Raw genomic sequence first — 15,174 nt, 5'->3', positions numbered from 1 at the left:
GTTCGGGACGGTCAGCCGTTCGCCGTGCGGCGCGACGGGTCGGCGTCGCGCAACGCCGCGCGGCGGATCGCCGCTGCCAGCGTGTCGGGCGCGCCGGGCTTGGGACATACCATCGCCTGCGGATAGCGCCGCCTGAGATCGGCATCGTCGGCATGGCCCGAATGGAAGATCAGCGGCACGCCGGCGGCATGCAGCCGGTCCGCCGCTTCGAAGACATTGCCATCGGCCAACCGGACGTCGAGCACCGCCGCGGCGAAGGCGGCGTTATAGCGATCGACCGCCTCCTGCGCCTCGACCAGCGTCATGCACGGACCCTCTACCGAGAAACCCGCCGCCTCGATCGTCGCCTGTACGTCCAGCGCGATGAACAGCTCGTCCTCGACGAGCAGGACCGGGTCAGTCACGCAGCAGTACGGCGGTCGGGAGCCGTATTTCCAGGCGGAAGACCCCGTCGCCAACCACATTGTGGATCGTGCCGCGCAATTGCCGCACGCTGGTTTCGACCAGCACCGAACCGAAACCACGCTTGCCGGATGCCGGCTGCTGCGTGCCGTCCGCTTCCTCGGTCCATGTCAGTTCAATTCCCCCGTCCCCGGCCTGCCACCGGACGCGCAATCCGCGCTTTCCGTTACTGCCCAACGCCCCGTATTTCACGGAATTGGTCGCCCATTCGTGAAGAACGAGCGCCAGCGGCGACAGGCAATTCCGATTCAGTGCAACGACCGGACCGTCGATTTCGATCCGTGCGTGATCGCGATACGGCGCGAGCGTGGTTTCGACGATATCGTCCAGCCCGACCGCCTGCGGCTGTCCGGCCGGCGAAGCGAGCGAATGCGCCGCCCCGAGTGCGGCGATGCGGCGGCGGATATCGTCGGCGAAGCCAGGCACGTCGCCATGGCTGCGCGAGGCGATGGTGATCATGCCGGCAATCACCGCGAACAGGTTCTTCACCCGGTGGTTCATCTCGCGCAGCATCAGTTCGCGCGTTTCGGCGACGGCATATTCGGGGGTCACGTCGATCGACACCCCGACCAGCCGTTTGGGGGTGCTGCCCGCGACGATCCGCCCGAAGCCCTTGACCCAGCGCGTTTGCCCGTCGGCCCCATGGACACGGAAGGTCGCCTCGAAATCGCCGCTGCGTTCGACCGCGCGACGCAGCGCCGTCTCGACATTCGTGCGGTCCGCCGCGTCAATCCGGTCGAGCAGCGCGGCGATATCGTCGCCGTCGTGCGGGTTCAGCGAGAAGAGTTCGCGTTCGACCGGATCGAGGACCAGTTCGCCGGTCTCAGGCGCATATTCCCAAACGCCGATGCCCGCCGCCTTGATCGCGATATCGAGCCGCTCGCGCTCGGCGGCGAGTTGCCGTTCGAGCGCCAGCGCGTCGGTAATGTCGGTGAGCACCAGCGTCGCGCCATCTACGGCGCCACTCTGCTTGCGATAGGGCAACGCGCGCATCGAAAAGATGCGCTGGCCATCGAGCGTACGGACCCGCCGCTGGCGGGGGGCGGCGCCACCCACGACTGCGCGGGCATCTTCGAGGTGATCGGCGCCCTGTAACCGGCTGGCGACATCGGTCAGCGGGCGGCCGCGATCGGCGGGCTTTAACGGGAAAATCGTCGTCGCTGCGTCGGTATAGCTGCGGACCTTCATGTCGGCGTCGAGCACAACGACGGCCAGTTCGGTCGATTCGTAGAAATTGCGCAGATCGGAATTGGCGACCGTCAGCTGGTCGACCTTGCTCTTCAGCTCATCATTGACGGTCGACAGTTCCTCGTTGGTCGATTGAAGCTCCTCGTTCATCGACATCATTTCTTCGTTGGAGCTCTTCAACTCCTCGTTCGCGGTCTCCAGTTCCTCGATCGCCGAGCGCAGGCGGTGGCGGGTCAGGCGCAGATCGTCTTCGAGTGCCTCCATATGGTCGTGCCGGGCCTCGAGATCGCGCATATCGTCGTCATCGGCCGGGCGGAACGGGCCGGTTTCGCGGAACACGAACAACAAGGTGCCATCGCCCAGTGGGTCGCAAATCACCTCGATCGGCTGGTTGCCGTAATCGGTCTGGACGGTCACGTCGCGCGCGATCGTCCGCCGCCGTTCGTCGCGCGCCTGCCGCAGCAGCGGGCCGATCACGGTGCGAAGGCCCGGCCGCGCGAGGTTGACCGCGCTGCTGCCGCCCGTCCGCGTCACCGGAAATTCGAAATAGCGGCTGAGCTTGCCATAGGCAGAGATGATTCCACCATCCTGATCGACGATCAGGCTGGGCGGTGCATAACGTTCGACCATCCGCCGAACGGCCGTCCCCTCCCCCGCCAACGACCGGCTGTCGGTGCGTTCGCCGCGCTCGCGCCGGACGACCGGCGGATGGGTATTGGCCGGCAGGTCGATCGGATAGCTGGTCGCACCCGCCCTCCGGACGAACAGTCGCGCCGGTTGATCGAGCGGCTGGAACAGATGTTCGAACCGACCGACGCTTTCCGACGGCCCGAGAAACAGATAGCCGCCTTCGCGCAGTGCGAAGTGGAACAGGGGCACGACCGACTGCTGCAACCGGTCGTCGAAATAGATCAGCAGGTTGCGACACGACACCAGGTCGATGCGCGAAAAGGGCGGATCCTTAACCAGGCTGTGGCTGGAGAAGCGAATCATGTCGCGGATCGACGACGTGATAGAGAACCGGTCGGTATGGGGAACGGTATAGCGTTCGCGCAGCGCCGGCGGCAGATCGACCAGTGCCGAGGTCGGATAACTGCCCTCGCGCGCGATGGCGAGCATCTGTTCGTCGATATCGGTCGCGAAGATCTGCACCGCCAGCGGCTGGCCGGTCTTGCGTGCCGCCTCGGCAAAGAGCATCGCGATGGTGTAGGCTTCCTCGCCGCTCGAACAACCCGGCACCCAGACGCGCAGGTCTTCGTCGGGCGGTCGCTGTGCCATCAGCGGTTCGATGACGCGGACGCGCAACTGCTCGAACGCTTCGGGATCGCGGAAGAAGCGGGTGACGTTGATAAGCAGGTCGCGGAACAGCGCCTCGCATTCGCTCGCATCGCCGCGCACCCGCGACAGATAGGCGCGGCCGGTATCGATGCCGAGCACATGCATGCGCCGTTCGACCCGGCGGACGAAGGTCGATCGCTTATAGCCCGAAAAATCGTGGCCGATCGCCGATCGCAGCACGCGGCACAGTTCGTCGACATGGTCCGCGACGACATCGGCTTCATGCTCGCCGGGATCGCTGCGACGCCGTTCGAAAAAGCTTTGCAGGCATTCAAGGATTTCGCCCGGCGGCCGGACGAAATCGGTCATGCCGGTCCCGACCGCCGACAACGGCATCCCGTCATAGCGCGCGCTTTCGGGCTGTTGCGCGACGCAGACCCCGCCATTCTCCTTGATCGCACGCAGTCCGGTCGTGCCATCGGCACCGGTGCCCGACAGGATGACGCAGGCGGCGTTCGATTGCTGGTCGCTGGCCAACGACAGGAAGAAGTCGTCGATCGGCCGGCGTAGCCCGCGCGGTTGCTGGAACTCGGTCAGTTCCAGCACGCCGTCGCGCACCGCCAACCCGCGCCCGGGCGGGATGATATAGACGGTATCAGCCTCGATCCGCTCGCCGCCGGCACTTTGCAGCACCTGCAACGCTGTGTTGCGATCGAGCAGTTGCGCCAGCATGCTTTCGTGATTGGGATCGAGATGCTGGACCACGACGAAGGCGAGGCCGGTCGGCAAGGTCGCCGGAGCCAGCATCTCGCGCAGCGCTTCCAGCCCGCCGGCCGAGGCGCCGATACCGACGATCGGCACTGCTGCCGTCGGCGGTGCCGCCTTGCTGCGCGACGTCGTCACATCATGCACCGGGCGCGGACTCCAGATCGGACAACATCATCTTGGCCTGCGCAACGATCGCGGCACTGTTGGCGATCGTCAGCAATGTACCTTCGACGACGATCCCGGCCTCGCCGGCAATCGGCACCAGCCTGCCGAGCGTCGCGCGAAGCTGTTCGTCATATTCGGCCAGCATCTCGGGCTGGGAACGGCTGACGTCGAATTGCGATGCGAAGATGAAATCCGATCGCCCGTCGATCGATCGAAGACGGGACATGTAGAGCAGATTGACGAACGGTGTCCCGTCCTTGCGGAAATTGACGATCGGGGTCCTGACGTTGGTCTGGTCCGGTTGCGCCAGGAACTCGCGCAGCCTGGCGCGTGGCTGCGCGTTCGGCGCCTCGCGTTGCAACAGACGACAATTGCGACCGACCACGTCCTCGGCGGTATAGCCGGTCAGCGCGGAGAACGGGGCGTTGACCATCAGCAGATGATTGTCGCCATGGGCAGACGCGAGTGCCAACGCCACGCGCGACTGTCGTAGATAGTCGACCAGCGACCCTGGCGGTTCCTGTTGCACGCGCGCTCCTTTTCCGAATCAGCGGATTACGCGCAAATCCGCTACGATAACAACCCATGCGGCCGCGCCGGAGCGACGACTGTTCCAGATTGCGGCGCGGTACACGTCCAACCATCGGATGAGAATATGATCCGGATCATATTCGTGGTAGGAGCATTATGTCTCCGAGCGGCCCGTGTGACGCACTGCACGGAACGCGCCCTAGTCCAGGACCTTGACCTTCCTAATGTCGGATTTTCCCGTTTCTCCGGCGCAACCCCCGCATGCCACGCCGGGGTTTCTCGCCGGTGGCGGCGAATGCGCCATGCTGATCGCCGGGCACGATTGGACGCGAACGCCGCTCGGACCCATCGACGATTGGCCGCAATGCCTGCGCACGACGCTCGCCATGGCACTCCGCTCGCCGGTGCCCATGGTGCTGCTATGGGGCGTCGAGGGCGTGATGCTCTATAACGACGCCTATTCGGTGTTCGCCGATGCCCGGCACCCGCTTCTGCTCGGCTCGAACGTCCGCGAAGGATGGCCCGAGGTCGCGGCGTTCAACGATCATGTGATGCAGACAGTACTGGCTGGCGGGACGTTGCGGTACCGCGATCAGGAACTGAAGCTGGCACGTAGCGGGCGCCCCGAACAGGTGTGGATGGACCTCGACTATTCGCCGGTGCTCGACGAAGCAGGCGTCCCGGCGGGCGTGATCTGCATCCTCGCCGACACGACCGAACGGTTCGCGAGCGTGCGCCACAGCCAGTTTCTGCTGTCGCTGTCCGATGCGCTGCGGCCGCTGGCCACGCGGGCGGAGATCACCACCGTCGCGTCCGAACGCATTGCCGAATGGCTGGGCGCGTCGCGAGTCTTCTACGCCGAGATCAGCAACGAAGGCATGATGGTCGTCGAACGCGACCATTGTCGCGGAGTCCCTTCCATCGCAGGCGTCCACTCCCTCGCTGCCTTCGGCCCCGGCCTGCTCACGGCCTATCGCAGCGGTCAACCGCTGGTATGCTGCGACATTCCCAACAACATGGACCTGAACGACGAAACCCGGTCGGGGCTGGCCGAACGCTGTGTCGCGGCGTTCGTCGACGTCCTGCTGTTCGATGAAACGGATCGGGTCGGGGTACTTGCCGTGCAGTCGGCAACACCGCGGACATGGACGCAGGCCGAGGAAAACCTGATCCGCGAAGTCGGCGAACGCGTGAAGAACGCGGTCGAACGCGCCCGCGCCGAAGAGGGTCTGCGCCGGCTGAACGAAACGCTGGAGGAGCAGGTCGCGATCCGGTCCGCCGAGCGCGACCGGTTGTGGAACCTGTCGCAGGACATGCTGGCGCGCGCCGATTATGCCGGCATGATGTCGGCGGTCAGCCCGGCCTGGACGAAGATCCTGGGCTGGAGCGAAGCCGAGCTGCTGTCGCGCGGCTATGCCAGCCTGATGCACCCCGACGACGAGCCGCAGACGCTGGCGGCGATCGCCGCCATGGCGCAGTCCCGCCAGCCGGCGCGTTTCGAGAACCGCATCTCCACCCGCGACGGTGACTGGAAACATATCGAATGGACCGTCGCGCCCGAAGCCGACGGAATGAATTTCGTCGCGGTCGGCCGCGACCTCAGCGACGCCAAGGCGCGAGAAACGGATCTGGAGGTCGCGCGCGATGCGCTGCGGCAGAGCCAGAAGATGGAGGCGATGGGCAGCCTGACCGGCGGGGTCGCGCATGATTTCAACAACCTGTTGACTCCGATCATCGGTTCGCTCGACATGCTGGTGCGCAAGGGTGTCGGCACCGAGCGCGAACAGCGGCTGATCGGCGGCGCACTGCAATCGGCCGAGCGCGCGAAGACACTGGTCCAGCGCCTGCTGGCCTTCGCCCGGCGGCAACCGCTGCAACCGACCGCCGTCGACGTTGCGCGGGTGATCGACAGCATGACCGGGCTGATCGGGTCGACGCTGGGCCCGACGATCGCGATGCGAGTCGATTTTGCCGACCTGCCCCCGGCACGCGCCGATCTGAACCAGCTCGAAATGGCGCTGTTGAACCTTGCGGTGAATGCGCGCGATGCGATGCCCGATGGCGGCACGCTGACGATCACGGCGCGGCGGGAAAGCGTGTTGTCGACCCATGTCGCCGGCATTCCGCCGGGCGACTATGTCCGGTTGAGCGTCGGCGACAGCGGATTCGGCATGGACGAGGAAACCCGCCGCCGCGCGATCGAACCGTTCTTCTCGACCAAGGGCGTTGGCAAGGGCACAGGCCTTGGCCTGTCGATGGTCCATGGCCTGACCGCGCAGCTCGGCGGCGGTCTGACGATCGACAGCACCCCCGGTCACGGTACGGTGGTCAGCCTGTGGTTTCCGGTCAGCTCGCTGACGATCTGCGAGGCCGAACCCATGCCCGACATGCTGGCGATGCCGGGGCGGATCGGCACCGTACTGTTGATCGACGACGAAGAACTGGTCCGCATGAGCACCGCGCACATGCTGACCGATCTGCAATATCGCGTGGTCGAGGCGGTATCGGCCGAGGATGCGTTGCGCATTATGCGCGAGGGGCTGACCCCTGATATCGTCGTCACCGACCATCTGATGCCCGGCATCAGCGGTGCGCAGCTGGCGCGGATGCTGAAGGCAAGCCATCCGGCGCTGCCGGTGCTGATCGTATCGGGCTATGCCGAGGAGGCGGGAATTGACTCCGACGTCCCTCGCCTGACGAAACCGTTCCGCAACGACGAGTTGCAGGCTAGTCTCGCCGCGCTGTCGACCAACGGCACGCCAATGCCGGACTTGATCCAGGTCATCGAGATAGGCTGAGCGACGGTGCGGACATCAGCCCCTGCCGCTATGCGCCACGAAGCATGAATGGCTGGTCGTCAGCGGTCGATCGGCGCCGGACGGGTCAGGATATAGGCGGCGCAGGCTGTCATCAGCGCTCCGACCAGCGCGGCCAGCTCCATTCCCGGCCGGGCGCCGATCAGGAACGCCCCAAAGCCAAAGGCGATGCCGCCGCACGCCATTCCCTTCGCCCGGCGGCCGATCGCGCCGTCGCGTCGCCATGCGACGAGCGTCGGGCCGAAACGGGGGTGATCGAGCAGCCAGCGCTCCAGCCGGGGCGAACCGCGCGCGAAACAGGCAGCGGCGAGGATCAGGAAGATCGTCGTCGGCATAACCGGTAGCAGAGCGCCGATCACGCCCAGCCCGGTGAAGGACCATCCGAGCGCGATCCAGCCTAGTCGCACCAGCCGCATCCGGCGCGGCATTGGTCGTGGGGACATGGGTGGCAGCATCATCGACACCCTAACGCGCGCGGGACGATCTCGATACCGGCGAAGCTGAACGGAAGATGGATTCGACCGGCCATATCGATGATTCGCGTCCGTCCGGGGACAGCGATCATAGTTTAAATCGATTAACACCTGCCCGAATTGTCGTTTCGGGCGTGGATTGATCGGATGTGCCGAACGGTTCGTCGCCGATGAACGGCCTCTGCGTTGACAGCTTGCCCCGCCGCGGCGATGAGCCGGGCCGAGTTCAGCCGGTCCGGCGCTCCGCTTGTGCAAGCAACGGGTAACGGACGGCGAGACGTGGGGGATCCCGACGGCCGCTCTATTTGTCCGCGTTTCTGCGGCCGATGGCGGGCACCCTCGCGCAATAGCAGTGAGTGGGAATGAATAAGCGCTGGTCCGTATTGGTTTTGTGGAGCCTGACCGCAGTCAGCGGCGTCGCGAGCGCCCATGTCGCGATGAACACGGATTCCGAACCACAGATTGCCCCGCAATCGACGCCAGCACCGAGTTCCCCCGCCCCCGTTACCTTCGCCGCACCCGCCCCGGTGGTGCAGGCCCTTCCCGAAGCCGAACCGGCCCTGTCCGACACCGACACCGCCAGCCTCGACAAGCGCGAGGTCGAATGCGTCGCCAAAGTCGTGGTGCATGAAGCCGGCAACCAGCCGCATCGCGGGCAGGTCGCCGTCGCGCAGGTCATCCGCGCGCGCATGAACAGCGGCCGCTTCGCCGACAGCGCGTGCGGCGTGGTCAAGCAGCGCGGTCAGTTCTTCAACGTCGACGCTTACAACCCGCCCCGCAACAATGGCCGCTGGGACACCGCCGTCGACATCGCCAAGCGCACGCTGAGCGGCAAGGGCGAGGACGTAGCTCCGGGCGCGCTGTTCTTCCATTCGGCCGGTGCCTCAATGCCGAAGCGCACCCGCGTCACCCAGATCGCCGACCACACTTTCTATCGCTGAACCGCCTGTACGGCAGGTTCGCGTACCGCAACGTCCGCGCTGAGCAACGCTCGCGCGGGCGTTGCCGTTTGGGAAGCCGCCTATCGCGCGCTGCCGTCCTCGCCCGGCTGTTCGGTACCGAACCGTGCCGCCTGCGCCGCTTCCCAGCGCTTGCGGACCGCCGTGCGCGGGGCGTCGAACCCCAGCCTGGTCGTCAGGGCGACCCACGACGCGATCGGCGCGCGCAGCGGCTCGGTGACCGGCGACGGCGGCAGTTCGTCGAACCATGCGCCGATCGCATGGGCGTTGAATACGCCGAGGAACAGCGTCGCCGTGGCGATCGTGCCGGTCATCCAGCGCCATGGCCGCACGGCGTCGACCGGATCGGCCGGCACCAGCACCGGCGATCCGACCTCGGCGATCTCTCCCTGTTCGGCACCGGTGGTCATGCTGCGCTTTCCATCAGAACTGGTAATAGATGAACGGCGCGACCCCATCGGGTCGCATCGCGTCGACGATCAGTATCGATACGCCCAGCGCCAGTCCGACGATCGGCGCGGCATGCGCACGCACGCGGGTTGCGATGGCGGGCAGGATGGCGACGGGCATGGCATGGATCGCCAGCCCGAGTGCGACCAGTCCCAGCGACAGCGGCGTCACCAGCGTATTGCGCCAGTCACCGGCGAACAACTGGCCGAGATAGGCGAATGCTTCCCCCTCCCCCTGTGCCCGGAAGAATATCCAGCCGAGGACCACGATGTGGAAGGTGGTGAGGATGCCCAACCAGCGTGGGGCCGCTCGCCAGCCGGCCGGGCGGTGGCGCGACCAGAAACGCTCGATCGCCAGCCAGCCGCCGTGCAGCGCGCCCCAGATCACGAAGCTCCAGCTCGCGCCATGCCACAGCCCGCCGAGCAACATCGTCAGGAACAGGTTCAGATAGGTGCGCACCGCCCCCTTCCGGCTGCCGCCCAGCGGAATGTAGAGATAGTCGCGCAGCCAGCTCGACAGGCTGATGTGCCACCGCCGCCAGAAATCCTGTAGCGAGGCGGCACGGTAAGGCTGATCGAAATTGCGCGGGAAGGTGTAGCCGAGCAGCGCCGCCAGCCCGATCGCCATGTCCGAATAGGCGGAGAAGTCGCAATAGATTTGCACTGCATAGCCATAGGCACCGATCAGCAGGTCGAAGCTGGAGCGACTGGCCGGATCGAAGAAGGCCGGATCGACCAGCGCACCGGCCAGCTGCGATGCAATCACCGCCTTCTTGAACAGTCCCCACAGGATCAGCAGCAGCGCGGCGGCAACGGTGCCCCGATTGATGGTCGGCACGCGGCGGAACTGCGGCAACAGGTCGGCGCCACGCACGATCGGTCCGGCGACCAGATGCGGAAAGAACGACATCAGCAGCGTCAGGTCGAGCAGGCTGGCGGCGGGCAGGCGACGGCGATGGACGTCGACGAGGTAGGAGATCGCCTGAAAGGTGAAGAAGGATACGCCGACCGGCAGCACGACCTGCAACAGCGGCAGATCGCGGCCGAAGCCCAAAGGCTGCAACAAAGCCGCGACCTGTTCGAGAAAGAAGCCGGCATATTTGAAATAGCCGAGCACGCCGAGGTTCGCGGCGACGCCGAGCGTCACCAGCGCGCGCCCGCGCCGGTCTTCGCTGCGCACGATCGCCGCCGCCAGCCCCCAGTTGATGACGGCGGAGACGAACAGCAAGGCGACGAAGCGCGCGTCCCACGCGCCATAGAAGAACCAGCTGGCCAGCAGCAGCGCGATCTTGCGCCATTCGTTCGAACGGCCGAGCGACCAGGTGATCGCATAGACGATCAGGAAGAACAGCCCGAAGCTGAGCGTAGGGAACAGCATTTAGCGGACTGGCGATGAGGGAACGGTCGGTGCCAGCAGGCTGTTCATGGCAAGATCGATATCGGCCTGGAGCAACCGGGCGATCTCCGCCCCGCCCGTACTGGTGAAATGGACATGGTCGCCGCGCATGCGCGGGGTCGCCCCCTGCGTCCAGCCATCGGCGACGCAGCGCCCGCCCATCGCCTGCGCCCAGTCCCAATAGGCGATGCCGAATGCCCTCGCCTGTCGCCGCTGAATCGCCTGCACCGATGCCAGTGCCGCCGTCGGTCGCCACAGCGCGGAGGAGGCGCAGGGCAGGCTGGTGCCGCTCTCGCCGATCTGCAGGCCGGGGGTACGCGTTGCGGAATCGGGCGCGCCGAACAGGAGCATCGGCACGCCAGGGGCCAGCCGCTGCAGCCGGGTCAGATCGGCGCGCAGCGTCGCTTCGTACGCCGCGGCCGAGAAACCAGGGCGGAAGGCTTCGTTGGTGCCGAACGCGACTACGATCAGGTCAGGGTGATAGGCGGCAAGTTCGGTTGCGACAACGCGGTCGTCGGTCCGGTCGAAATGGGTGAACTGCGCGCCGACCGTGCCGAGGTTCGACAGCATCACGCCACCACCGAGGCTGCGTTCGGTGCTCCACGACGTCAGCGTCACCGGACCGCGTACGACCGTGGCCGAGGCGATCGCCGCCTCGCCGTCGGCATCGAGCGTGCGACAGCGGCTGCTGGTCTCCAGCGCGGCCAGCGGCCATTCGACCACAGCCGCGCCGATGCTCAACTGCACAGTCCCCGCCCCCGGCCCGGTCAGGGCGCAGACGGTCAGCCGGTCGAAGGTCCGCCCGCCATCGGCGCTGAGCGTCACCGCCGCGCCGGGAGTGTAGCTGGTCAGGCTATAGGCGCTCAGCCCCATGCGCACGCCGCCGGTCGGTTGATAGGCCGATCCGAAGATGCCGTTGACGCGCCACCCCGCCGATTGCGTCGCGGTGATATCGCGCGTCAGGTAACCGGCATAAGGCCTTCCGGGGGCGAGCGTTCCCCGCCCTGCCCGGCCGTAGCGCGCCTGCAACAGCGTCCGCCAGCTGCCGGTGATCTGGTCGCCGGCGGTATGGCTGTCGCCGATCTGCACGATGCGGACCGGCGCCGGGCTGCTGCGGGCGGTCGCCAGCTTTTCGAGGAAGGGGCGGATGCGTTCGGCGTCGCACAGCGCGCCGTAACAGGTCGATGCCGCCGCCTGCGCCAGCGCGATCGCCATCAACGCCGACATCAGCGGGTCCCTCCGCCCGGTGCCGGTCGCCCGGCCGCCTGGCGCACACGATCGGCATAGCGGCGCAAATCGGCGGCGACGCCGTTGGTCAGCCGCTGATAGCCGACCCCGATCATGTGCAACCCGTCGCCGGTCCGCAGCAACACCGGCTTGCCCGTCTTCAGATCAGGCAGATAGGCATTATACTTGCCCTCCGCATCGAGCGTCAGCGGCCGGGAGTCGACGAACGGCACGCCGAGGCGGCGCATATGGTCTTCGTAAAATGCGTCCATCGCCTGCATGTCGGCATCGAGTTGCGGGTCGCGCATCACCGGCAGCCCGACCCAATAGACGACCGCGCCGGTCGAACGGACCGCCGCCACGAACTTGTCGATGCGCTCGCCGATCACCCGTTTCCAGCCGTCGCTCATCAACGGATGGAGATGGCCGTCGGCGAACACCGCCTGATTGTCGTTGGCGCCGAAGCTGATGACGACGGCGTCGACCGGCTGCTGCCGCAACTGTTCGCGCGCGCGCTTTTCGAGGTCGAGGGTGCGATAGCGGGTGAAACCAGTGGCTTCCTTGGCGAACTTCAGAACCTCGAACCCGTCGCTCCCCGGCAGTTGCCGATAGAGTGCGTCCCAGATGCCGTTGCCGAAGCTGTCACCGAACACGCCCACGCGCAACACGCCGCCCTGCCGCATCCGGTCGATCACGCGCGGGTCGAGCGGGCCGTCGACGGTTCGCGCGGTGGCAGGCGGCGGCGGGGCGGGCGTGATCACGTCATTGCCGGTCGAGGAGGCACCGGGGGCGACCGGCGGCGTCGGCGAAGCGGTCGGAGTGGGCATGTCCGGCAGCGCGATGTGTCCGCCCCCCGCAAAGGACAGCCCGACCACGAAGCCGGCGATCAGGCCGAGAACGAGGACCGCCATCCGGTCCCCGAGCCACCACAGCCTGGAATCGGTCGTGCGAAAGGCAGCAGTCACGTTCGACACTCGTTCAAATCGGGATTGGGGCGCGTTGCACCATAGGGTCGTCACGTTCGCGTAACCGCTCGCACCGGTTCGGGCAAGCCGGACCATCGGCGGTCGAGCCGCCAAATGCCCCGTATCGTCCTTTGCAGGGTCCGGCCGTCCTTGGCGAAGCGTTCGTCGGCGCCATGCGTAAATTCCGGTCTTTCCGATTGCGGCGAACTGCCGCTCGATACGGATCGCCACCGCGCCTGCGGGGTAGCAATCGATTTGGTCCGTCCACCAGCCGCCTCGCACAAGGTTCTGCGATCGTTTCATAATTTCCGTATATTCTGCCCGATCCCGACAAACGCCGGGTTGATGGGTCGGCGATAGGATGCAGCGGCGGAGGGTTGCTGCATGGGTTATCGGGTAAGGATTTTCCGGTCTTGCGTGGGGGCGTCGCGCACCTGTCGACATGCTGCCACGCGCCTCGCCAAAGATCGGCGCGGTCTGGCCGTGGTCGAACTTGCGCTGACCCTGCCGATCCTGCCGATGTTCCTGTTCGGCATATTGAGCGGCGGCTGCTGGCTGGCCATCGCGCATGTCGTGCAGGAAAGCGCGAACGAAGGTGCGCGCGCCGCGCTGGCGGGGATGAACGCGCCGGAACGCGCGGCGCTGGCGAGCGATGCGGCGCGAACGGTGCTGGCAGGCACATACGGCATATCGCAGACCGATGTCGGAATGCAGGTCGACGACGACGGACAGCGACTGACGCTGAACGTCACCTATGACGGATCGACGAACCCGTTGATGAAGCTGCCGATCCTGCCCGCCAACAGCACGACGATCCGCCGGCAGGCCAGCGTTGTGCTCAACGGACTGTAACCGCGATGCACCGGTTGCGAACGTTCGTCCGCCGGCGCGACGGCAATGTCGCGATGATCGTCGCCGGGGGCATGGCGATGCTGACCGGCACCGCCGTGATCGGCATCGATACCGCGTCGATGTTCCTTGAAAAACGCCGGTTGCAGGGGGTGGCGGATGCAGCGGCGCTGGCGGCGGCACAGGATCCGGCAAATGCTACCGCGCGCGCGCAGGTGGCGGTTGCGCTTTCGCCTGACAATGGCACGCGGATGGTCAACCTGACCCCGGGGCATTTCGAACGCGATCAATCGGTTACGGTCGATGCGCGCTTCGTCGCGGGCACGGCATCGGCCAACGCCGCGCAGGTTACGGTCGAAAGCCAGCTACGCCCCTTCTTCGCGCAGATTTTCGGGACGCAACAGGTGGCGATCGCCGCGCAGGCGACGGCGGCGAGGATCGATCTCGCCGCCTTCTCGATCGGGACGCGACTGGCATCGGCGCAGGGTCGCATGCCCGGCGCCCTGCTGTCGCAACTGGCGGGCAGCGACCTGTCGCTGTCGGTGATGGATTACAATGCGCTGGCGTCGGGACAGGTCGACCTGCTCAAGACGATCGAACTGCTGCGTACCGGTCCCGGTGTCCGTGCCGCGGCGTTCGGGGAGGTGCTGACCAGCGATATCACCCTGCCGCAACTGGCGATCGCGATGGCGGGGGCAACGACGAGCAACAGCGCCGCGGCGACGCTGCGCACTTTGTCGACCAAGCTGCCGTCGCGCAGCATCCGGCTGGCATCGATCCTCGATCTCGGCCCGTTGGCCGACCGCACCAGCGCCGATCCGCAGCGCCCGATCCGGGCCGATGCCTATGCGATCCTGCGCGAAGCGGTGCAGATCGGCACCGGCAACCGCCAGATACAAAGCGATATCGATTTGGGGATCGCCGGGATCGGGCGGACCCGGTTGTGGCTGCAGATCGGCGAGCGGCCGGCGAACAGCCCATGGCTGTCGATCGGACAAGCCGGTCGCACTGCGGTACGCAGCGCGCAGATGCGACTGTGGATCGATATCGCGCTGTTGAACGCACCGCTCAGCCTGGGGTCGGTCAGGGTGCCGATCTATGTCGAACTGGCCGAGGCGGAAGCGCGACTGGCATCGATCGCGTGCGTCGGCGGCTCGGGCAACTCGGCCGTCAGCCTCGACGTGACGCCCTCGCTCGGCCGTGCGGCGATCGCCGATCTCGATCCGACGCTGCTCGGCAATTTCCAGCAGGCGATGGCGCTGCGTCCGGCCCGGATGGTGACGTTGCCGCTCGCCACGCTGACCGGGTTCGCGGATATCAAACTGGGCGGCACGGCGGCGCAGCGCGTTACCTTCTCGCGTGCCGAGATCGACGGGGACGTAGTCAAATCGGTCGCGACCAACGATATCGCCGCCGGCATCGCCGGCAGCCTGTTGCGCAACGTCGATATCCGCGCCAACGTCCTCGGCATCGGGCTGTCGGGTGGCTTGCTGACCACGACGCTGGGCAACACGCTGACGGTCGCGGCGCCGGCGCTCGACTTGGTCGTCGGACAGGTCGGCGCGCTGGCCGGCGTGCATCTGGGCCAGGCCGATGTGCGGGTCGACGGCGTGCGGTGCGGCGCGCCGATGCTGGTACGGTAAGCGGC

General features: G+C 66.5%; 12 protein-coding genes. 4 read left to right on the top strand and 8 right to left on the bottom strand.

Going from position 1 to position 15,174, the window contains the following annotated elements:
- Window positions 1-11: 11 nt before the first annotated feature.
- Genes MF607_RS04575 through MF607_RS04565 form a run of 3 tightly spaced genes read right to left on the bottom strand, consistent with a single transcriptional unit; the run spans window position 12 to window position 4,390 of the window.
- Window positions 12-404, bottom strand: a complete 393-nt coding sequence (locus MF607_RS04575) for a response regulator (protein WP_242116368.1) — start codon at window positions 402-404, stop codon at window positions 12-14.
- Window positions 397-3,831 (bottom strand): CheR family methyltransferase, encoded by a 3,435-nt coding sequence (locus MF607_RS04570; protein ID WP_347340858.1) that lies wholly within the window; start codon window positions 3,829-3,831, stop codon window positions 397-399. The genes MF607_RS04575 and MF607_RS04570 overlap by 8 nt, the downstream gene beginning before the upstream one ends.
- Before the next feature lies 1 nt (window position 3,832).
- Window positions 3,833-4,390 (bottom strand): PAS domain-containing protein, encoded by a 558-nt coding sequence (locus tag MF607_RS04565; RefSeq protein WP_242116366.1) that lies wholly within the window; start codon window positions 4,388-4,390, stop codon window positions 3,833-3,835.
- Window positions 4,391-4,616: 226 nt separating this feature from the next.
- On the opposite strand from MF607_RS04565, the gene MF607_RS04560 reads away from it, so the two are divergent.
- Window positions 4,617-7,190 carry a GAF domain-containing hybrid sensor histidine kinase/response regulator gene (locus tag MF607_RS04560; protein ID WP_242116363.1) on the top strand — a complete coding sequence of 858 codons (2,574 nt, stop codon included), beginning with the start codon at window positions 4,617-4,619 and terminating at the stop codon, window positions 7,188-7,190.
- A gap of 59 nt (window positions 7,191-7,249) precedes the next feature.
- Here the strand turns inward: MF607_RS04560 and MF607_RS04555 are convergent, their stop codons facing one another.
- Window positions 7,250-7,651 (bottom strand): YbaN family protein, encoded by a 402-nt coding sequence (locus MF607_RS04555; protein ID WP_242116360.1) that lies wholly within the window; start codon window positions 7,649-7,651, stop codon window positions 7,250-7,252.
- A gap of 392 nt (window positions 7,652-8,043) precedes the next feature.
- Between MF607_RS04555 and MF607_RS04550 the strand changes: the two genes are divergently transcribed.
- Window positions 8,044-8,622: a cell wall hydrolase gene (locus MF607_RS04550; RefSeq protein WP_242116359.1), complete on the top strand. Its 579-nt coding sequence runs from the start codon at window positions 8,044-8,046 to the stop codon at window positions 8,620-8,622.
- A gap of 80 nt (window positions 8,623-8,702) precedes the next feature.
- Here the strand turns inward: MF607_RS04550 and MF607_RS04545 are convergent, their stop codons facing one another.
- The 4 genes from MF607_RS04545 to MF607_RS04530 are packed head-to-tail and all read right to left on the bottom strand — an operon-like array spanning window position 8,703 to window position 12,677.
- Complete coding sequence (locus tag MF607_RS04545) at window positions 8,703-9,050, bottom strand: hypothetical protein (RefSeq protein ID WP_242116358.1); 348 nt, start codon at window positions 9,048-9,050, stop codon at window positions 8,703-8,705.
- Between the two features lie 13 nt (window positions 9,051-9,063).
- Window positions 9,064-10,467 carry an MBOAT family O-acyltransferase gene (locus MF607_RS04540; RefSeq protein WP_242116357.1) on the bottom strand — a complete coding sequence of 468 codons (1,404 nt, stop codon included), beginning with the start codon at window positions 10,465-10,467 and terminating at the stop codon, window positions 9,064-9,066.
- Window positions 10,468-11,712, bottom strand: coding sequence for a GDSL-type esterase/lipase family protein (locus MF607_RS04535; RefSeq protein WP_242116355.1), 1,245 nt, complete (start codon window positions 11,710-11,712; stop codon window positions 10,468-10,470). It abuts the gene before it with no gap.
- Window positions 11,712-12,677: an SGNH/GDSL hydrolase family protein gene (locus tag MF607_RS04530; protein WP_242116352.1), complete on the bottom strand. Its 966-nt coding sequence runs from the start codon at window positions 12,675-12,677 to the stop codon at window positions 11,712-11,714. Before MF607_RS04530 ends, MF607_RS04535 begins: the two co-directional genes overlap by 1 nt.
- 483 nt (window positions 12,678-13,160) lie before the next feature.
- Here MF607_RS04530 and MF607_RS04525 point away from each other — a divergent pair, with 483 nt between their 5' ends.
- Together MF607_RS04525 and MF607_RS04520 are read left to right on the top strand one after the other, a co-directional pair.
- Entirely contained in the window at window positions 13,161-13,529 is a 369-nt protein-coding gene (locus MF607_RS04525) for a TadE/TadG family type IV pilus assembly protein (RefSeq protein WP_242116349.1), read from the top strand.
- 5 nt (window positions 13,530-13,534) lie between these two features.
- Window positions 13,535-15,169 (top strand): pilus assembly protein TadG-related protein, encoded by a 1,635-nt coding sequence (locus tag MF607_RS04520; RefSeq protein WP_242116348.1) that lies wholly within the window; start codon window positions 13,535-13,537, stop codon window positions 15,167-15,169.
- Window positions 15,170-15,174: the final 5 nt, after the last annotated feature.

The sequence above is a fragment of the Sphingomonas lacusdianchii genome (assembly GCF_022664395.1).
Lineage (GTDB): Bacteria > Pseudomonadota > Alphaproteobacteria > Sphingomonadales > Sphingomonadaceae > Sphingomonas > Sphingomonas lacusdianchii.
This window is presented reverse-complemented; position numbering and strand designations above follow the sequence as displayed.